Annotated in this window: 19 protein-coding genes and 2 tRNA genes; 4 read left to right on the top strand and 17 right to left on the bottom strand. The window is 42.3% G+C overall.

Annotated elements, in window-relative coordinates; translation table 11 throughout:
- Positions 1-79: 79 nt before the first annotated feature.
- A tRNA-Sec gene (locus ACQRBH_RS02285) sits at positions 80-177 on the bottom strand.
- 305 nt (positions 178-482) lie between these two features.
- Here ACQRBH_RS02285 and ACQRBH_RS02280 point away from each other — a divergent pair.
- Entirely contained in the window at positions 483-1,517 is a 1,035-nt protein-coding gene (locus ACQRBH_RS02280) for a proline racemase family protein (protein WP_427760808.1), read from the top strand.
- Positions 1,518-1,640: 123 nt separating this feature from the next.
- Positions 1,641-2,228, top strand: a complete 588-nt coding sequence (locus ACQRBH_RS02275; protein WP_235232236.1) for a TetR/AcrR family transcriptional regulator — start codon at positions 1,641-1,643, stop codon at positions 2,226-2,228.
- 47 nt (positions 2,229-2,275) lie between these two features.
- On the opposite strand, the gene ACQRBH_RS02270 is transcribed toward ACQRBH_RS02275, so the two are convergent.
- The 13 genes from ACQRBH_RS02270 to ACQRBH_RS02210 form a co-directional block, all read right to left on the bottom strand.
- Positions 2,276-2,512 (bottom strand): DUF3343 domain-containing protein, encoded by a 237-nt coding sequence (locus ACQRBH_RS02270; RefSeq protein WP_235232237.1) that lies wholly within the window; start codon positions 2,510-2,512, stop codon positions 2,276-2,278.
- Positions 2,513-2,514: 2 nt separating this feature from the next.
- Complete coding sequence (locus ACQRBH_RS02265) at positions 2,515-2,718, bottom strand: sulfurtransferase TusA family protein (RefSeq protein ID WP_235232238.1); 204 nt, start codon at positions 2,716-2,718, stop codon at positions 2,515-2,517.
- 50 nt (positions 2,719-2,768) lie between these two features.
- Positions 2,769-3,866 (bottom strand): YedE family putative selenium transporter, encoded by a 1,098-nt coding sequence (yedE, locus tag ACQRBH_RS02260; protein WP_235232239.1) that lies wholly within the window; start codon positions 3,864-3,866, stop codon positions 2,769-2,771.
- Positions 3,867-3,926: 60 nt separating this feature from the next.
- A complete protein-coding gene (locus ACQRBH_RS02255) occupies positions 3,927-5,063 on the bottom strand; it encodes an aminotransferase class V-fold PLP-dependent enzyme (protein ID WP_427760807.1) in 1,137 nt (378 codons plus the stop codon).
- Positions 5,064-5,202: 139 nt separating this feature from the next.
- On the bottom strand, positions 5,203-6,114 hold the full coding sequence (locus ACQRBH_RS02250; RefSeq protein WP_427744724.1) for a selenium metabolism-associated LysR family transcriptional regulator: 912 nt from the start codon (positions 6,112-6,114) through the stop codon (positions 5,203-5,205).
- Positions 6,114-8,027, bottom strand: coding sequence for a selenocysteine-specific translation elongation factor (gene selB / locus ACQRBH_RS02245; protein WP_427744726.1), 1,914 nt, complete (start codon positions 8,025-8,027; stop codon positions 6,114-6,116). Before selB ends, ACQRBH_RS02250 begins: the two co-directional genes overlap by 1 nt.
- Positions 8,024-9,442 carry an L-seryl-tRNA(Sec) selenium transferase gene (gene selA, locus ACQRBH_RS02240; protein ID WP_427744727.1) on the bottom strand — a complete coding sequence of 473 codons (1,419 nt, stop codon included), beginning with the start codon at positions 9,440-9,442 and terminating at the stop codon, positions 8,024-8,026. The genes selB and selA overlap by 4 nt, the downstream gene beginning before the upstream one ends.
- A 27-nt stretch (positions 9,443-9,469) precedes the next feature.
- Positions 9,470-10,510 (bottom strand): selenide, water dikinase SelD, encoded by a 1,041-nt coding sequence (gene selD / locus ACQRBH_RS02235; protein ID WP_427744728.1) that lies wholly within the window; start codon positions 10,508-10,510, stop codon positions 9,470-9,472.
- Between the two features lie 108 nt (positions 10,511-10,618).
- Positions 10,619-11,224, bottom strand: a complete 606-nt coding sequence (yedF, locus tag ACQRBH_RS02230) for a sulfurtransferase-like selenium metabolism protein YedF (RefSeq protein WP_427744730.1) — start codon at positions 11,222-11,224, stop codon at positions 10,619-10,621.
- A 120-nt stretch (positions 11,225-11,344) separates the two neighbouring features.
- Positions 11,345-12,010, bottom strand: a complete 666-nt coding sequence (locus ACQRBH_RS02225) for a PHP domain-containing protein (RefSeq protein ID WP_427744731.1) — start codon at positions 12,008-12,010, stop codon at positions 11,345-11,347.
- A gap of 144 nt (positions 12,011-12,154) precedes the next feature.
- Positions 12,155-12,865 (bottom strand): GTP pyrophosphokinase, encoded by a 711-nt coding sequence (locus ACQRBH_RS02220; protein ID WP_235232247.1) that lies wholly within the window; start codon positions 12,863-12,865, stop codon positions 12,155-12,157.
- A 129-nt stretch (positions 12,866-12,994) separates the two neighbouring features.
- Positions 12,995-13,543 carry a cob(I)yrinic acid a,c-diamide adenosyltransferase gene (locus ACQRBH_RS02215; RefSeq protein WP_235232248.1) on the bottom strand — a complete coding sequence of 183 codons (549 nt, stop codon included), beginning with the start codon at positions 13,541-13,543 and terminating at the stop codon, positions 12,995-12,997.
- A gap of 81 nt (positions 13,544-13,624) precedes the next feature.
- Complete coding sequence (locus tag ACQRBH_RS02210; RefSeq protein WP_427744733.1) at positions 13,625-14,689, bottom strand: PTS transporter subunit IIC; 1,065 nt, start codon at positions 14,687-14,689, stop codon at positions 13,625-13,627.
- A 154-nt stretch (positions 14,690-14,843) separates the two neighbouring features.
- Here ACQRBH_RS02210 and ACQRBH_RS02205 point away from each other — a divergent pair, with 154 nt between their 5' ends.
- On the top strand, positions 14,844-15,107 hold the full coding sequence (locus ACQRBH_RS02205; protein ID WP_235232250.1) for a hypothetical protein: 264 nt from the start codon (positions 14,844-14,846) through the stop codon (positions 15,105-15,107).
- Between the two features lie 9 nt (positions 15,108-15,116).
- Here ACQRBH_RS02205 and ACQRBH_RS02200 read toward each other — a convergent pair whose 3' ends face one another.
- From ACQRBH_RS02200 to ACQRBH_RS02190, 3 genes are read right to left on the bottom strand one after another with little or no spacing between them, the layout of a single operon-like run.
- Entirely contained in the window at positions 15,117-16,532 is a 1,416-nt protein-coding gene (locus ACQRBH_RS02200) for an ABC transporter permease (RefSeq protein ID WP_427760806.1), read from the bottom strand.
- Positions 16,495-18,000 carry a COG1361 S-layer family protein gene (locus ACQRBH_RS02195; protein WP_427760805.1) on the bottom strand — a complete coding sequence of 502 codons (1,506 nt, stop codon included), beginning with the start codon at positions 17,998-18,000 and terminating at the stop codon, positions 16,495-16,497. Before ACQRBH_RS02195 ends, ACQRBH_RS02200 begins: the two co-directional genes overlap by 38 nt.
- Positions 18,001-18,002: 2 nt before the next feature.
- Positions 18,003-18,713, bottom strand: a complete 711-nt coding sequence (locus tag ACQRBH_RS02190; RefSeq protein WP_347375734.1) for an ABC transporter ATP-binding protein — start codon at positions 18,711-18,713, stop codon at positions 18,003-18,005.
- A gap of 158 nt (positions 18,714-18,871) precedes the next feature.
- On the opposite strand from ACQRBH_RS02190, the gene ACQRBH_RS02185 reads away from it, so the two are divergent.
- Positions 18,872-18,942: transfer RNA gene (locus tag ACQRBH_RS02185), tRNA-Gly, on the top strand.
- Positions 18,943-19,095 lie beyond the last annotated feature (153 nt).

Below are 19,095 nucleotides of genomic sequence, written 5' to 3'. Positions count from 1 at the left end.
CATATATTTTGTATTCTTTTATTTATAAGTTTTATCTATGAGTATTTGCCATTTTTTTAACAGCATTTGCTTCTTTTTTTGGCGAGGGCATGTGGGAATCGAACCCACCCAGGACGCTCTTAACGCCCAACACTAGTTTTGAAGACTAGGGGGCACACCAGTCACCCAACTACCCCCATAGATATATTATTTCATGCGAATTAACAATAACACACTTTCCCATATATTTCAACCGTTTTTATTTATTTTTATAATAGCAAAAAAGCATTGACTTTTCAAGGTTTATCCTACATAATGAAATTAGAAATTGAACGCGATACTAGAACGCAGTCTATTTGTTAAAAATCTGTCGTTGTAGAATATTTAGTTTTATGCAATATGTAAAAAGGCACTAAGAGAACAAGGGGGTTTTCTAGGTGTTTTTATAAACGGCTTATAGATATTATCTATGGGTCCAATTAAAAACAAGGAGGTAAAGAAATATGGCTTTACAGGCAAATGTTAATTTCGATCGTTTCGAGGCTGCATTGCAGGTAGTTGATTCTCACACTGTTGGAGAGTTCTGCCGAATCGTTATCGGTGGTTTTCCAGAGCCAGAAGGAAACACAATGATCGAAAAGAAAAAATGGATGGAGAAGAATTACGACCAGGTTCGTACAGCGCTTATGTTTGAACCAAGAGGACACCACGATATGTTTGGTGCATTCCTTTGCGAACCGGTTCACCCAGAAGCAGATTTCGGAGTAATGTTCATGGATACAGGCGGATACCTGAACATGTGCGGTCACTGTACAATCGGTGCTGTAACGGTTGCAATCGAGGCTGGTCTTGTTGAATCTCACGAAGGAGAGAACGAGGTTGTATTAGATGCACCAGCTGGACTTATCCGTACAAAAGCTATCGTAAAAGACGGCAAAGTTGAAAGCGTAACATTAACAAATGTACCTGCTTTTGTTTACAAAGAAAACCAGAAAGTAACTATCGACGGAAAAGAAATCGAATTCACAATTTCTTTCGGTGGAAGTTTCTTCGCATTGGTTGATACTACAAAACTGGATCTTGGCGAGATCAATCCTAAGACTGTTCCAGAGTACACTAAATTAGGTATGAAGATGCTGGATGTTATCAACAAAGAGATCCCTGTAAAGCATCCATTGCTTGACATCGATACTGTTGACCTGGTTGAGTTCTACGGACCAACACCAAACCCAGACAAAGCTACTATGAGAAACGTAGTAATCTTCGGAGATGCTATGGCAGACCGTTCACCATGTGGAACAGGAACAAGCGCTAAACTTGCTACTCTTCATCACTGGGGAGAAATCGGCGTAGGCGAAGAATTCATCTACGAAAGCTTTATTGGATCACTGTTCAAGGGCGTAATCAAAGAGACAACTAAGGTTGCAGATTATGACGCTGTTATCCCAATGATCACAGGAAGCTGCTATCTGACAGGTGTTGCTACATACTTGATCGATCCAACAGATCCATTGAAATATGGTTTCCAGGTAGGCTAAATACAATCGGGGTTTTATTAGCATACAGTATAGGACAGAAGCGGATTATATTTAATCCGCTTCTGCTTATATCATGATATCATTTATTTTTATACATTCACCAAGAGAAAGGAATGAGTGCCGATGCCACGTAAGCGCCAATCCACCAAAAGCCGTATTGTAAAAGCCGCATGGAATTTATTTTACAAAAAAGGCTACGATAAGACTACTGTGGAAGATATCATTGCAGCGTCTAAGACATCAAAAGGCACCTTCTATCATTATTTCAAGGGCAAAGAAGCTCTGTTAAATTCTTTATCCTATCTATTTGACGAAAAATATGAGGAACTGGCCGCTGTCATCGACCCTAACTTATCGGCTTACGATAAGCTTTTGTTTTTGAACCATGAATTGTTTTATATGATAGAGACAAGCGTAGACATCCATTTGCTCGCTTCCCTCTATTCATCACAATTGATCACAAAGGACAAGAAGTCTTTGTCAGACCACAAACGTTTTTATTTCCAATGGATAACTGAGATTCTGAAAGAAGGGCTGGAACACGGAGAATTCAAGAATACAAGTTCCGCCGAAGAGCTTATGAATATTTACGCCATGTATGAACGTGCCATGCTATATGACTGGGCACTTTTCAAAGGGAAATATTCTCTGAGCGAATATAGTGACAAATTGCTCCCACATGTGTTAGATTCTTTTGTAACAGGAGTATAAATTTATATATAAAAAGTCGAAGCTCATCTGAACTTCGACTTTCTTTTTTATACCATGCATTCATGCATAGCCTCTTCTTCAATTCCAGTCTCTTTCATCATGGACACAATCTGTTCTCTGTCTTCAAGATCTGCGCACCAAGAAAGCCCACAGCCCGCTGATATTGCTCTCGGGACCGGAATGATACGCCCCGGTACATTCTGCTCTTTGCATGCTTTTTCCATTGCCATTGCATCTGCAGTTGTATGGAACGTCACAACTAATTTTAGTTCTTTTTTTCTCATGTCTACTCAATCACCACTTCGAAGTATCCGTCTTTCTCCGTAGAAACTGGTTTTTTACCATGATCTTTCGCATATTTTTCTACATTCATCTTCTGATGTGGCTCTGTAACCAGTACTTTCACCGGCTCAGAAGCTCCTTTTAACGCTTCTGCTGTCAGCATAAGCGGTTCTGGACAAGAAAGACCTCTTGCATCTACTTCCTTCATATTTATTACCTTCTTTCCTAGAATACTATGTATCGGCTAATATTTCAATATTATTTTGCTTCATCTCTCTTATTTGTAAAAGCAATGATGAAACATACAACAATACAGATAATGCATGCAATCTTACCGTTCATCGGCACTGCTCCTGCAACAACTTCCTGTGTTTCAGCATTTAATGCAGTTCCACTTGCAGCAAGACCAAAATTGTGGCATAACGCTGCTCCCACAAACATTCCAATTACAGTCATCGCTGAATCAGAAGAACCCTGCCCTGCCAGAATCAACTGACGAAGCGGGCATCCACCTGCCAGAACAGCTGCAAATCCAACTGTATACATACCAAGAATGTTCCACAGATGCTCAGAATGTGCGATGATACCAGGTGTATTGAATCCAAGGACAAAACGTCCTGTTGCCACATTAAACACCAACATTACAGCAAACAATCCTGCAATTACACTAAATAAATCAAAATTCTTCATCAAGATAATATCTCTGATACTTCCAGCGAAGCACATTCTGGACTTCTGAGCAAAAGCTCCGAAAATCAGACCGCCAATCAAAGATGCAATAATTGGAGCATGCATACTTCCTGGTCCTGCTTCACTTGCCTTCAGAAGAGATGTACACAGTGCAAGAATCAAAATTCCAAGCATAAGTACCGGAAGAACAACTCCGCTTTCTTTATTCACCAGGTGTGCTCTTCCAAGGCTGAATCCCTTTTTAAGTGCAATGACACCTGTTCCAACTCCCAGTATAAATCCAATGAACGCTACCCATGCATTCAGATCTCCTGCTGACATACGAATCACCATACGCAGAGGACAGCCCAGGAATACCAATGAACCAATGACAATGATCATTCCTAAGATAAAACGGATCATAGGAGATGAGCCTGCTGTAGAACGATATTCTTTCGTTGCTACTGAGATAATAAAAGCTCCTAATACGAGTCCAATAATCTCTGGTCTTGCATACTGTACTACTTCTGCCTGATGCAGCCCCAATGCACCTGCCGTATCACGAATGAAGCAGGCAATACAGAATGCCATATTGGCCGGATTGCCTAAAGCTGCCAGACATGCCGCTACAAGTCCACAGATAACGCCGGCCAGCGCTAATTTTTTCTTTGAATCTGATAAATTCATGTTTACTCCTCCTTTAAATTCTTCTCTCTTTCACCAGACACAAAAAATGGTTGTCCCATTCTAGTCTTGTGATAACTCGCGGATCGCTTTTATTGCCGTATCCACCTCTTCTTCCGTATTGTAATGAGAAAAGCTGAACCTTACAGCCCCCTGTTCTACCGTACCAAGTGCTTCGTGCATAAGCGGTGCACAGTGTCCCCCTGATCTCGTAGAAATATTATATTCTGTAAGAAGTGCATCACTCACTTCGGAAGAATCATAATCACCTATATTCAATGTCACGACCGCGCAGCGATTCTTCGTGCTGAAATCCCCATATATTTTCACATTTGGGATATCTTTTACACCTTCATAGAATCTCCACATCAAATCCTGTTCCCGATTCCGTATTGAATCAATTCCTGTCTTTTCCAAATATTCCAATGCGGCATGGAGTCCTGCAATTCCATGACCGTTCAGTGTGCCTGCTTCTAACGCTGTAGGCATTTCTGCAGGATGTATCTTACTATAAGTCTGCACTCCACTGCCTCCAGACTTCAACGGACGAACTAACAGCCCTTCCCGGACATAGATTCCACCTGTTCCCTGTGGACCAAGCAACCCCTTATGTCCCGTAAAACAAAGTATATCAATCTGCATGTCCTGCACATCTATCGGAAATACACCTGCAGTCTGTGACGCATCTACCGCAAACAGGACACCATGCTTATGTGCCATCTCGCCAATCGGCTTTAAATCGATATAATTTCCCGTAAGGTTAGAACCATTCGTACAGATAATCAACTTGGTCTCTTCTGTAATCGCGTCCTCAATATCCTGAATGTTTAGCGTACCCTGCTCATTACTCTTCACAATTGTCAGCTTCACACCCCGGGCTTCCATCTCATACAACGGTCTCAATACCGAATTATGTTCCAACATTGTGGTAATCACATGATCCCCAGGATTAAGGATCCCTTTAATTGCTATATTCAAACTTTCTGTAGAATTATTCGTAAATGCTATCTGCCTTGCATTGGTACCATGAAAAAGATGACATAGTTTTTCTCTGGTATCATATATAATTCTGGAAGCACTTAAAGAGGCGTCATTGACGCCTCTTCCTGCGTTCCCCATTGAACTCAAAGCAGCCACTACTGCGTCAATTACTTCCTGTGGTTTATGCATGGTAGTTGCTGCGTTATCTAAATATATCATAATTATTGTCCGTCCTTTCCTCTTCAGAAACTCCCAACCGTATACCTATAAGTATATGCTGAATTCCCTGTTCCGTCTAATTGAAATACCTTATAAACAGCGCCAGTTATAGATTAAGTCTATAACTGGCGCTGTTTGATTATTTTTCTACTGGATATACTTCTTTCACAACTTTGATAAATCTTTCTGCCGACCGGGATAACTGATAATTCTTGTTGTATACAAGATTAATATCCCTTCCCTTATCGGCCTTTGGAATCGGAAATGCAAGCACATATCCTGCTTCCGCCTCATCAGCTGTTGCCAGTTTGGATAATATAGAGATTCCCATTCCCTGACGGACAGATTTCTTAATCGTCTCCTGATTCTCGATACTTGCAATAATATCCAGATCCGACAAATCAACTCCTGCCTGTTTCAATTGCTTTTCCGCTTCTTTTCGGGTCCCGGAACCTTCTTCTCTTAAAATCACATGTTCTTCTAAAAGCCAGCTGATATCATCCGTCATGTGGTCCTTCAATTTCTGGTATTTCTCTGTATTCGGTGTAATAATAACCAGTTCATCTTTATAGAATGGCATGTATTTACAATGCTTCTTCTCCAACACAGTTCCTGTAAATCCCACATCAGCCATATGCTCTACAATCTGTGTTACAACCTTCGCGCTGTCCGTCTCCATAATCTTCAGCTGCTCTTCCGGATATTTTTCATTGAATCGCATCAGCACTTTCGGAAGAAGATACTGTGCCGGTATGGTAGAAGCTGCAATCGTTATACAATGCTTTCCGCCTTCTTCTCTGGTTCCAAATCGTTCATCAATCTTCTTTTCAAGATCTACCATTTGTCTTGCATATTTATACAGATCTTTTCCGTCTTCAGACAAACTGACTTCTTTTGTATTTCTAACGAACAGCCTTACATTGAGTTCCTTCTCTAAAGATGCAACGTGTGCACTGATCGTCGGCTGTGTCAGATATAACTTTTTTGCCGCTTTCGAAAAACTTCCTCCTTCTGCCACCTGGACAAAGGCTTCTAATTGCTTCAAATTCATTAGTACGCTACCCTTTCACTCTCTGCTCCTGTTTTCTTGGTTACCTTGATTCCATCCATATATTCAAGTATAGGTTTCGCACTTTTTCTACTAGTCTCAAAAATATCTCTTACCTGCGCAATCGTGATCACAGGATTCTCCTGAAGTTTCTCTTGAATCAGCTCCTTCGCATGCTGCATATATTCACTTAAAGTATACATATCGTCTGTAACCTTAACAATCTTCTGTTCTTCCAGGAGAATATTCAAAATATCATCTGCTATATCTCTGGATATTCCTTTGAGATCAATCTCAGAATAACGCACGAAATCATACTTTGCTTTTGCAAATGTATCTATCAAAATCTTAGATACTTTGCCATATATCTCATCTTTTCTTACTTCATATTCCGGTGTACACAAAAATTCTTCCACTCGTTTCAAATGTCCCTCATCAATGAGTTTTTCAATGATCTTGTCAAACACATTCGGTTTGATCTTTGGGAAATGTGTAACCTGAACTTCCGCTTTTTTCATGCCATAACGATACGGATACTTATCTTCATAATTCTTTAATGCCTGATTCAAGAGCTGGCCAGCCGCTCTTTTGCTGTCGGTATGCCATACATAGGTGTCCTTACGCATCGGAAATACGCAGACTAACCCTTGTTCCTCCAGTTCTTTGACATCTTCCTGTACTTCTTCAACAGAGAGCGCGGTTAATTTTGCCAGTTCTGTCATTGTGATCAATGTATCTTTGTGTTCTTTTACATGAAGTTCAATGACATCTGCTGTAGAACCAGATTCCTTGCGTTTCAATTCTTCGATGACCTCCTCACGGAATCGTCGCTTCACTCCTGGATTCGGTTCCAGAATCACGCCTCCGCCAATCGTTTCCATCGGTGAATAAAAACGGACAACGAACTTATCACCTCGTCTTACCGCAATCTCTTCCTCCAGCCGCAGCTGCACATAGCCACTCTCGCCCGGTCCAATCTCTTCCTTATCAAGCAAGACTGCACGACATAATATCTCACTGGTTCCAGTGAAGAAATGTAGCCTTGTATGGTTCGTCAGTATTCTCATAGATGACTCCAGGATCTGAAGTTTTACATCCAGAAGATCCGTATTCTTCATACTGTTTGGCGGCGCCAACACACAACCTCGTTTAATCTCCTTTTTCTTTACATTAGACAGATTGATTGCCACGCGCTGTCCGGCATAGCATTCATTCTTATCTTGTCCATGTACCTGAATACTGCGAATCTTACATTCCTTTCCAATCGGATACATCTCCAATGTATCTTCTTTCGTTATGGTCCCCGATACCAACGTACCGGTAATAATCGTTCCAAATCCTGACAATGTAAATGCACGGTCAATCGGAAGTCTTGGAATTGTCTGCACGTCTTTTGATACTACTTCGTCACTGGTCATATGCACAATCGTATCTATCAGCGAATCCAATCCTTCTCCTGTCGCTGCTGATACTTTTACCACCGGTGCATGTTCCAGAAACGTTCCGTGCAGCTCTTCTTTTACTTCTTCTTCTACTAATTCCAGCCATTCTTCATCTACCAGATCACATTTATTCAGTACGATAATGCTCTTTTCGATCCCCAGAAGATTCAGAATATCCATATGTTCTCTGGTCTGCGGCATAATCCCTTCGTCTGCGGCAATTACCAACAGAACAAGATCCATACCTACCACACCGGCAACCATGTTGTTAATAAATCTTTCATGTCCGGGAACATCAATAATTCCGGCACGATCTCCGCTTGGAAGATCAAAATACGTAAAACCAAGGTCAATCGTAATTCCTCTCCTTTGTTCTTCTTCCCAACGGTCTGTATTTCTTCCTGTCAATGCCTTGATCAATGTTGTCTTCCCATGGTCGATGTGACCTGCAGTACCAATAATTATATTCTTCATAACAGGCTGGTCTCCTCCAATATATCCAGTTCTTTTAACTGGCTGATGATTAATTTAAATGTCGTCTTATCCAAAGTACGGACATCCAAAAGAATGGTGTCATTGACCGTCCTTGGGATAATCGGAACCGGAAGATGTCTCATCCGTTCTTCCAACTCCGGTACACTGATCTTGTCTGGATGAATCGTCACTGCCATACTCGGAATCCGTTCCAGTGGAAGTGATCCTCCACCAATCTGTGATTCACATGGCTGCATATCTATTCTGGCCGGAAGTCCCGCACGTTTTAACATGCGGCTGAAACTTCTGGCATCATCCCTGATCTCTTCCAATGATCTGGTAATCATACGAAGTACCGGTATATTCTGAATTGCTTTCTCTTCAGACAGATACTCCTGCAGCACCAATTCCAATGTTGCCGCTGTAAATTTATCAATTCGAAGAGCACGGGTCAGCTGGTTCTTTTTCATCATATCGATATATTTTTTCTTTCCGATGATGATTCCGGCCTGTGGTCCACCCAACAACTTATCTCCGCTGAAACATACTACATCAGCACCTTTGGCGATTGACTCCTGTACCGTCGGTTCGTAAGTAATCCCATACTTGCTAAGGTCAATCAGCACACCACTTCCCAAGTCTTCAACAACCGGAAGATCATGCTCTTTGGCAAGCGGTATCAATTCATCAATACCTACGGTATCTGTAAATCCCACGATACGGTAATTACTCGTATGCACCTTCAAGAGTGCTTTTGTCTCTTCAGTGATTGCATTTTCATAATCATCATAATGTGTCTTATTCGTAGTACCAACTTCTACAAGTGTGGCACCACTCTGCTCCATTACATCCGGAATACGGAACTTACCACCAATCTCTACCAGCTCACCACGGGATACAACTACTTCTCCGCCTTTTGCCAGTGAACTTAGGATCAGCATCACCGCTGCCGCATTATTATTTACTGCCATGGCAGCTTCTGCTCCGGTAATTTTACATAATAATTTTTCAAAATGAGAATAGCGCTCTCCTCTGCGACCTTCTTCCAGATTATATTCCAGATTGGAATATCCGGTTGCAATTGCTGCAACTCGTTTCATATGCTCCTGGCTGATAGGAGCTCGTCCCAGATTCGTGTGGAGAATCGTCCCAGTCCCATTAATGACCATACGCATATTCGGAGTATGCATAGCTGCTACTGTTCTCTCAATATGCTCTTTCAAAAGATCAATCTGAGTCTTGGCTTTATCTTCCTCATCGCATTGACCGATATATTTTCGAAGCTTATCCATCTCTACATGGATCGCTTCCATGACCGTATCTCTGCTGTAATGAGCAATTAACTCCTGAATCGCTTCATCCTCCAGCAGAACATCTACCTTTGGAATACTGCGATATAATTCCTTCTTGTTCATCGTCTTTTCCTCTACATTCTATTCGTTTTAAAACAGACGGATTAATTTGTCACTTTTTTCTGCTACTTTTCCGATAATCGAAACCGTCGTATCCATAGCTGCATTGTCAAAATCACGCAGCATGTCCTGAAGATATTCAGGAGATACACTGATCAGCAGACCACCGGAAGTCTGCGGGTCATAAAGAAGATCAAGATAATGCTCTTCCACCGAGCCTGCTTCTACCTTACCGATAGAATATCCGCGGTTCTTATATGCACCTGCCGGAACAAGTCCCATCTTGGCATAATCGATCGCATCTGCAAAGTAAGCAATATCTTTTACATTTATTTCAAATGTTACATCACTGGCAGAAGCCATCTCCACACAATGTCCAAGAAGGCCAAAACCAGTAATATCTGTACACGCAGAAACATCGTATTTCTCCACAACCTGCTTTCCTTTCTTATTCAGAGACGCCATAACTGTCTGCGCTTCTTTGATGGCGGATGCCGAAGCCATCTCTGCCTTAATGGCAGTATTCACCACACCACTTCCAATCTGTTTGGTAAGCACGAGAATGTCTCCAGGTCTGCAGCCATAATTTTTAAATATCTTATCAGGATGTACAAAGCCGGACACACATAATCCATACTTAGGTTCATCATCTTGTACAGAGTGTCCTCCTACCAGTACCGCACCTGCTTCTTTCACTTTTTCCGCGCCACCCGCCAGGATGTCGCCCAAGATCGCCGGATCCAGACAATTCGGAAATCCGACTATATTAAGTGCCACTGCCGGTTCTCCTCCCATGGCCCATACATCACTCAGGGAGTTGGCAGCCGCAATCTGTCCAAACATATAAGGATCATCTACAATCGGAGTAAAGAAATCTACTGTCTGAATCATTGCAATCTCATCTGTCACTTTGTAAATAGCTGCGTCATCGGACGTTTCAATACCTACTATTAAATTATCATCATGGAACTGGGGCAGCTTACTCAGAACCTGAGCAAGGGTCTCCGGACCTATCTTGGCCGCTCACCCAGCCGTTTTTGATAATTGCGTTAATCTGACATCAGACTTCATACTTTTGTTCCTCCTAAAAATATTTTTGCCCTGCATAGCTTACTATGCAATGAAAAAAGCCAGCTCCTGCTGTCACAGGAGTCTGGCCGTCTTACTATACACCTTACATTATGGTTTAATAATCTTTCCTGCTTTTGCCATCGTTTCAACAATGCTGTACATATTGGTCACAGAACCAACAGCCAGTTTTTCTTTTAATCCATAATAATCCAGGCAAGTTCCGCAAGTCATAATCTCGACGCCTTGTGCCTCAAGAGATTTCAGATCTGCCAAAGAGTCAGATCCTTCTGTTGTCAAAGTAGCTCCTCCATTATAGAACAGCATGGTCTTTGGCAATGTATCAAGCTGAGTTACTGCAAAGATAAATCCTTTAATCAGGACTTTCCCCAGCTCATCATTACCACTTCCCATACGGTCAGAAGAAATGACTACAACAGTGTTGCTTCTTGCGTCTGGCATACAGGTCTCTTCTTCCTGTCCCTCTGCCTTTGGAGCACCTTCCATCTGAATCGTAACTTTAAATTCGGCATCCCCTACTTTTTCAGAAGAAACTTGTCCTCCGGCACTTGCTGCCATCTTTGTTACATTCTGCACAGCAATCTCATTGTCTACCAGGACTTCAATTGTCTCTGGACCTGTAAGTGCCTGCATTGCCTTTTTGGTCTTAATAACCGGGATCGGGCAATTATCTCCCATTGCGTTGACTGTAATCATGACGCTTCCACCTTTCTTTGCAGTCTTTTTACCCTCAACACTTATAGACATATTCTATCATCGTTCGCATAAAAGGTAAATGACTTTTTTGTAATAATATGTAAAAGTTTCCGAAAAAGGCTAGAATCCACAGGTACTATAGCCCCGCCCTCTTTCGTATTCTTTTATATCAATCACATGATATGCTCCATCGGCATAATACGCGGGCTTCATCTGCCCTTTCTTAAATACCGCAAGAAATTCTTGTAATGTATGAACTTCTTCTGGGAAATAGGTCGCACACACTCCAACCTTCTCAGGTACGTGGCAGTCACTGGATCCCAATGTAAAATACCCCAGTTCCATCGCGTATCTTGCCGCTTTCTGGCAGGCCTCTACCGAAGTACTCCCATTCAGAACCTCCAGTCCATCCAACCCCCTTACCGCGCGAAGGTTCTCTTCCAGGCCCCGGTTATTATTCCGAAACGGATGTGCCGCAAAACACACTCCACCTTGTGCTTTCACCAGATCAATGAAATCCTGCGCCGGGATTCTCTCTCTGGGATAATCCTCTATTCCAAACGCTACAATATCTCCTTGCAATGAAAAGAATTCAATTCCTACAAATATCGGGAATCCTGTTCTTGCCGAATATTCTGCCGCATAATCCTTCAGTCCCATATCATCATGGTCTGTAATACAGATGGCTCCCAGGCCTTTTTCTTTCGCAATCTGCACCATTTGATCTAATGTTAGAAAACTATCTTTTGAATATGTCATTTCATGCATATGTGTGTCTATAAACATACCCTATTCTCCTTCGCCACCTTAGTATCCCTTCTCACTATATATTATATAAATCCTTGGCCTCAGCTTCAAATAGAGTTTTTTTATATTTGATGGCTATATATAGATATTATCAATATTATTCCAAAAGAAATAGGTCTGAGATCAACTCAGACCCTGTAGCTCTTGCTGATTAGGCTTCCCTATTTCTTTCCTGTTCGTACTTGCTTTTAACTCTTCCTGCTTTTCTATATATTCCTGAATTGCTTCATTTAATGACAACATCTTTTCATCCAGTGTAGATACCATCTCGGCACACTCTCTCAGATCCCGACTGATATACTCTGGCGCATTCCCTTCAAATTTATAATAAATCTTATGTTCCAGGCTTGCCCAAAAATCCATGGCGATGGTCCGGATCTGTATCTCTACTTTGGTATCGACTACACTGTCCGACAAAAATATCGGCACAGATACCAGCATATGATAACTCTTATATCCACTTTCCTTGGGATTCTTAATGTAATCCTTAATGGAAAGTACTTTCAGGTCGCTCTGATTTCCAATCATCTCTGCAAGTCTGTAAATATCAGATGTGAAGGAACAGATCAGCCTGACCCCAGCGATATCGTTAACATACTTTACCATGTTTTCAATTGATATCTCGTATCCATTTCTTCTTAATTTTTTTACAATACTTTCCGGTGACTTTACCCTTGTCTTGATATGTTCGATCGGATTGTATTGATGTACATGCTGAAATTCGTCATTCAATATATCCAGCTTGGTTCCTACTTCTTTTATCGCGGCGCTATAAAGAAACATAATCGTCTTCCAGCTGTCTACATCTTCATAATTCTTGATTGCATTCTCCATGTAGCATCTCTCCTCTCATCGGGAAGAGCTAATTCTGTACTATGTTAAGTATAACATATGAACCATGGGATGTCATGGATTTCACAATTATTTAAGAAAGAGATTATATTTACACTTCTATGCAAAATTCTAATACTCAATTCCTTCTCTCGCCATCTTTCCCAGATCATAAGGATGCTTTACCTTGACCATCTTTGTGACATAATCTGCGATTTCTAAAAAGTCATTGGACACCTCATGTCCCGTCAATATAATCTCCAATCCGCGAGGCTTATGCTGAAGGAAACTGATAAGCTTTTCTTCACTGAGAACTTGCAGCTGCACTGCACACAGAGCTTCATCCAATAACAGCACATCAAACGGTGGACAGAACTTCACGATCTCGTCCAGTGCTTTATTATTATAATGACGCAGTTCTGCCTTCTCATCTCCATTCATTCTGCTTACGAACTTCACAGGTTCTCTTCCAGGAAGGCAGGTAATATTCGAGATAGACTCCAGAATCTTACGTTCATTCGAGGAATTATCTTTCAGAAATTGAAAAACAAGCACCTGAAGCCCACACCCGGCAGCCCTTACTGCCTGTCCCATAGCAGCGGTCGTCTTGCCTTTACCATCTCCATAGTATATGTGTATTCTTCCTGTGCCTGTCATAATCGTATCCCCGCTTTCATCCATTTTGAAATCATCAACGTTACTCTCATTATAGTATTCTATTGCAAAATTGTATAGCAGAGATTTTATTTTGTTGTCTTTCTACTACATATCCAGCTTCATATCTCCAAACTGAATCCAGCCTTTTTTCCGCATGAATTCAGAGATACCCAGAGTCACGATTGCCGGCAGAATAATCTGGATGACCAGAATCTTTATCAGAACTACTGATGCTGATTCTGTCGTGATCATCGTCTGCCACGTCATGATCTGTCCCACGAGACCCGCCGTTCCCATACCAGAACCTGTCGCATTGCTGGTCATATGCAATACCACCGTTCCTACTGGACCTAAAATCGCACTGGATAAGATGACCGGCAGCCAGATCACTGGTTTCTTCACAATATTCGGAACCTGAAGCATAGACGTTCCAATTCCCTGGGCTAATAGACCTCCGATCTTATTCTCCCGATAGCTTGCCACTGCAAACCCTACCATATTACAGCAACATCCTACCGTTGCAGCACCTGCCGCAAGACCGGACAAATTCAGAATAATCCCCAATGCTGCCGAACTGATCGGAAGTGTCAGAATCATTCCCATCAATACGGATACCACGATACCCATCAAAAATGGCTGTTGCTCTGTTCCCCAGTTAATCAGCGAACCAAGCCATGCCATAAATCCAGAGATCGGCGGCCCAAGAATCAATCCCACAGTCGCACCCGTTCCAATCGAAACGATTGGCGTTACCAAGATATCTACTTTCGTCTTTCCAGCCACCATATGTCCAAAGAAAATACCTACATATGCTGCAATAAATGCTCCCAGAGGTTCTCCTGGTCCGGCGTAAACCATTGCTCCATCAACCAGAACCGTTCCAGCCAACAGCTTGCTCGCGAATGCACCGATCATTCCAGCCGTTGCTGCCGAAACCACTACCAATGGGGATTCCTTGAATCTATAAGCCACTGCCACACCGATACCCGCACCGGTCAGTGAAGCTGCTACCTTACCAATTACAAAAATCATATCACCGACTGTACCACCCATCAGTGTGCCGACCTGTTGAATGATTGTACCGATAATCAACGTGGCGAACAAGCCTTGCGCCATCGCACTCAATCCATCAATAAAAATCTTATCTAATGCCTTTTTAAACCTTTCCATACCCTTCTCCTCATAGTCTATGTACTTTTACAACTGTCTTGTCACTTGACAAGTCTAGCATAGTATAAGGTGGAAATCAAGCCATCCCCTTTACAGTTTTTTCAAAAAAATATATACTTTTATGTATTCATAGGGAAAAGCGAGGTATACTTTTATGTTTCGATTATGGGGAAAAGAATTTAAGGACAATAGAATGATCCGGGATACCGTCATCTGTGATGATTCGGACGATACCCGGACCCATAAGATTTTTCACGCGCTTGATGCCATATGTTATGAATTTGATCTGAGCAAACCTATCTGGCTGGATTCTACGATTGCGGAATTCAAACGTCATGACAAAGCGCGGTTTACACAGGATAATTTTGTGGATTCCATTGATTTTGACTACCTGGAAATCCATGTGATAGAAGAATAATACAATCCTCTATTCATTTCGTATTGCAGCCAATGGGCTTAAGTTCATGGCACGAAGTGCCGGGAAGTATCCGGCAGCTACTCCGACCAGCATGGCAAATCCCATGGACAATAATACCAGCCACCATGGTATATAGGATATGTTTCCATCGATTCCCATGGCTGCTCCATGACCAGTCAGGAAGTTGATCACGCCCGACATCAAGAAGCTTAGGATATTGCCAGCAATACCGCCAATCAAGCCAATGAATGCTGCTTCCAGCAAAAACATCTGCTTTATATTTTTAAGACTGCATCCCAACACTTTGATGACACCAATTTCTTTGGTACGTTCATATATGGACATCATCATGGTGTTGGCAATTCCTATGGCGGCTACCAGAAGTGATACCGCTCCGATTCCTCCCAGAACCGCCTGTACAATGGCGAACTGACTCTTCATGCTATCCAGATATTCTGCATTGGTCTCCACATTATAGCCCATTTCACGGATAACGGAAGCCACCGCATCCACATTCTCAATATCATCTACCTTGATCTGTGCATAAGAATAACAAAAGTCTTTGTATGGTTTTCCTGACTTTGTAGTAGGCTGCCCAGGGATGACTCTTCCTGAGAATTCTTTTTTCAGTATCTGTTTTAACGTATCCAGATCACAGTATATATTGTAGTAATTGGCATTATATTCTTCCGGACTTCCTTCTACAATTCCACAAGCTTTTACGACATGCTTTTGTACCGATTGTACAACCACCTGCTGCCCGTCGATTCCATCCACTGTTTCAGCAGTTGCTCCATTGCTTCCAGATTCATTATTCTGACTGTTATAATAAGCATCCTGATCTAGAATCATGAATAAAGAGTCTTTTGCGAAATCAATATCCGGTAATTCACCAGTCTCATAATACCCCTGATCTGTCCCTTTTTCATAGAACATCGTCGGAATTCCATTTCCATATACCAGCTCCAAGTGTCCACTATTCACATTCGGGAGTGTACCTTCAGCCAGTGGTATGTTCTTTGCTTTCAGAGCTCCAGGAGTCATAGCGACCAACTGCCCCCAGCCTTCATATTTTCCCTTTAATAAGATAACTGAAAGTTCATATACTGGAGATGCCATAGCCACATGCTCCAGATCCGCCAACTGAGCAACCGATTTGTCATTGATATATTTTGTAGATTCTTCTTCATCAGACGAATGATACATCATAGATTCCCCGGCCTGCGCTCCTGTTACTTTTATAGTAGTAAGGCCGCCAGACTGTTCTACTTCCCGATAGAGAGACTGCTGCATGCCAAGCCCCAGCGAGATCATAACAACAATGGATGCCGTACCGATCAATACCCCTAGAACTGTCAGAAATGTTCTTAATTTACGCCGTTTTAAATTACTGCTGCTCATCCTCAGAAGGTCCATCCAGTTCATCCAGCAACGCCTCCTCTTCTACTAATGTCTGTTTTTTCTTCTTTTTTCGAATGATGATCACTGCTGCCGCGATGACTGCTAATGCAGCAACAAGAATCAAGATTGGAATGACCGGGATTCCTCCCTTATCTTCCGTCTCCATATCCATGGCTGCCAGATCCGACTCACTGGCTTCTGTAACTTCCAACTGAAAGTCCTTCGTCATCGTCTTGACCTCACCGGCTTCATCCTCATAGCTCAATGTCATCGTAATCTTGGCAGGTCCTTTTGTCGCTTTCTTTCCTTCTACCATTGCATCTATAGAAGCGCTTGCGCCAGATTCTACATTGCCTACAAATACCTCTTCTTTGTCAATACAGCTTCCTTCAAAAGTAGCCTTTACATTATACAATTTAATCTTTCCAAGATTGTATAGATTACACATCACGTTGGCTTCCTCGCCCACTGCAATGCTCTCCGGGCTAATCTCAAATTCACTGAATTCGAATCTCGCATCCTGCTTGACCGGAATCGATATACTGGACGTTGCTTCAATCTGAGTCGCACTGGAATCCTCATACTTCATGCTCATATCGATACTGTAAGGCTTCTGAAGAAGGTCAGCTTTTGCATTGAGCTGAATGGAAATATCTGCTGTTCCATTAGCTGCGATTCCTTCCAGATAGATAGAACTTGATCCTGACGCCGGAAGAAATGCAGGTGCTGCTGTCTGTTCATCACTTCCTTCTGTCGGTGCACTCAGGTCAAATAACATATTGCTGACTCTTGTAGACTTTGAAGTATTTTTCAAATGAATCGTTAATGTAAAGTTGCTGCCTGCCCGTACTTCTGCTGGATCCGTGGTAAATCCTGTAACGATCACTCTCGGAACCGAACCCGAGCCCGCAGATCCGCCGCCGCTGTATGACACACCACCATTACTGAATCCGCCTGCATCTGCTTCCATTCCATAGCTTCCGCTTTGCAGGGAGGCATCCGCAGGAGCTGCTGCCTGCTGTCCTTCCTTCTGACTTGGCTTCGTATCTTCCGGTTTTGCCGTTGTATACACCTTAAACTCGTGAGATGCTTTCACCTCATTCTCTGCCGTTAATACAAACTGAAGCGTATATTCTGTAGATGGCACATCTTCTCTTTGCACAAATTCAAAGGTAAAGTCACAGGATTTCCCTGCCGGAATGACATCCACAGACTGCTTATAATCCTGATATTCTGTTTTAAATGGCCAGGACTTGCCGCTATCTCCTAATTCTGGTGCCAGAGCGACCTGACTTAGTGACTGTGATGTACTGTTTGTCACGGTAATCGTCCATTTCTGCGACAGTCCAGCCTGAAATACTGGTTCCTTTCCATCTTTTGCTTCGATAGTGATGATTTCCGGCGAAGCTGCCTGTATCTCAGCTGGTTTCACCATCGTCACCACCAATGCTGCCATGCAGAATCCTGCCAATACTTTCTTTAATCGTTTCATGTTCAATCCTCCCTCTCTTGATTGCTGCGGTTATCCTCTATCTTTAATATCTTTCCATCTCGTATATGAAAAACCCGATCCGCATAAGTTGCCAGATGTGCATCATGGGTTACCATAACAAGCGTCTTCTTCTGTTCTTGCACCACCCGCTGCATCAATTCCATTACTTCCTCGGATGTGTGAGAGTCCAGATTACCAGTCGGCTCATCAGCAAATATGATCTTCGGATTCACCACCAACGCTCTTGCCACACCGACTCTTTGCTGCTGTCCGCCAGACATCTGATTCGGCAGATGGTTTTTATGTTTCTTCAGATTTACCAGTTCCAGCATCTTATCTGCTTCTTTCATACGAACTTCTCTTGGCACCCCGCGAAAGCTCAAAGGCAATGCGACATTCTCCAGCGCATTCATGGTACCAAGAAGATGAAACGACTGAAAGATGAACCCGACATTCTCCCGGCGGAACCGCACCAGTTGCTCTTCATTCAATTTCTCTATATGATGATGGCTGATGATCACTTCCCCTTTGGTAGGCTTTTCCAGTCCTGCTAACATGTTCAGAAGCGTAGATTTACCTGACCCGGAAGTACCCACGATCGCGCAAAATTCCCCTTCGTAGATCTCAAAGTCCACACCATCCAGAGCCCGAACAAATTCGTCACCTACCCGATACAATTTATAAAGGTTTTTTACTTCGATTACTTTATCCATAGGCTCCTCCTCTCTTGATTCTGCCTACAGTATACGGTATAAAAACAAATTCTTTCGATAGAAATTCTGAAAGATTTCTTAATATTGCAATTTATGGAGGAAAGTAATATAATAGACGTGTTGACAGAAATGTCACTCATAGATATTCATTGATACAAGCAGATATGGTTCATCGGTAGAACGCTAGCTTCCCAAGCTGGAAAGGCGGGTTCGACTCCCGTTATCTGCTTTAAATTATTTATCTGCTTTTATGTATATACCATTCGATTCTATTGATTTTATTTAAAATTCTATTTTCTTAAAAATCCCAATTTAAAATAATATATTTGCCCAGGGAGCCGTTGAGGCGCTATGTCAGCCGCCGAACACAAGAAAGGAGGTT

Origin of the sequence: Bariatricus sp. SGI.161 (assembly GCF_050313695.1) — a bacterium.
Lineage (GTDB): Bacteria > Bacillota > Clostridia > Lachnospirales > Lachnospiraceae > JAFBIX01.
This window is presented reverse-complemented; position numbering and strand designations above follow the sequence as displayed.

Excerpts from the sequence above, each read along its gene's own strand:
- ACQRBH_RS02205 (WP_235232250.1), top strand. The coding sequence starts at position 14,844 with ATGTTTCGATTATGGGGAAAAGAATTTAAGGACAATAGAATGATCCGG.
- ACQRBH_RS02275 (WP_235232236.1), top strand. The coding sequence starts at position 1,641 with ATGCCACGTAAGCGCCAATCCACCAAAAGCCGTATTGTAAAAGCCGCA.
- ACQRBH_RS02265 (WP_235232238.1), bottom strand. The coding sequence starts at position 2,718 with ATGAAGGAAGTAGATGCAAGAGGTCTTTCTTGTCCAGAACCGCTTATG.
- selA (WP_427744727.1), bottom strand. The coding sequence starts at position 9,442 with ATGAACAAGAAGGAATTATATCGCAGTATTCCAAAGGTAGATGTTCTG.
- selB (WP_427744726.1), bottom strand. The coding sequence starts at position 8,027 with ATGAAGAATATAATTATTGGTACTGCAGGTCACATCGACCATGGGAAG.
- ACQRBH_RS02190 (WP_347375734.1), bottom strand. The coding sequence starts at position 18,713 with ATGGATAAAGTAATCGAAGTAAAAAACCTTTATAAATTGTATCGGGTA.
- ACQRBH_RS02220 (WP_235232247.1), bottom strand. The coding sequence starts at position 12,865 with ATGGAGAATGCAATCAAGAATTATGAAGATGTAGACAGCTGGAAGACG.
- ACQRBH_RS02270 (WP_235232237.1), bottom strand. The coding sequence starts at position 2,512 with ATGAGAAAAAAAGAACTAAAATTAGTTGTGACGTTCCATACAACTGCA.
- ACQRBH_RS02210 (WP_427744733.1), bottom strand. The coding sequence starts at position 14,689 with ATGGAAAGGTTTAAAAAGGCATTAGATAAGATTTTTATTGATGGATTG.
- ACQRBH_RS02250 (WP_427744724.1), bottom strand. The coding sequence starts at position 6,114 with ATGAATTTGAAGCAATTAGAAGCCTTTGTCCAGGTGGCAGAAGGAGGA.
- yedE (WP_235232239.1), bottom strand. The coding sequence starts at position 3,866 with ATGAATTTATCAGATTCAAAGAAAAAATTAGCGCTGGCCGGCGTTATC.
- yedF (WP_427744730.1), bottom strand. The coding sequence starts at position 11,224 with ATGATTACAGTCAACGCAATGGGAGATAATTGCCCGATCCCGGTTATT.
- ACQRBH_RS02200 (WP_427760806.1), bottom strand. The coding sequence starts at position 16,532 with ATGAACTGGATGGACCTTCTGAGGATGAGCAGCAGTAATTTAAAACGG.
- ACQRBH_RS02255 (WP_427760807.1), bottom strand. The coding sequence starts at position 5,063 with ATGATATATTTAGATAACGCAGCAACTACCATGCATAAACCACAGGAA.
- ACQRBH_RS02195 (WP_427760805.1), bottom strand. The coding sequence starts at position 18,000 with ATGAAACGATTAAAGAAAGTATTGGCAGGATTCTGCATGGCAGCATTG.
- ACQRBH_RS02215 (WP_235232248.1), bottom strand. The coding sequence starts at position 13,543 with ATGGATGAAAGCGGGGATACGATTATGACAGGCACAGGAAGAATACAC.
- ACQRBH_RS02225 (WP_427744731.1), bottom strand. The coding sequence starts at position 12,010 with ATGTTTATAGACACACATATGCATGAAATGACATATTCAAAAGATAGT.
- ACQRBH_RS02280 (WP_427760808.1), top strand. The coding sequence starts at position 483 with ATGGCTTTACAGGCAAATGTTAATTTCGATCGTTTCGAGGCTGCATTG.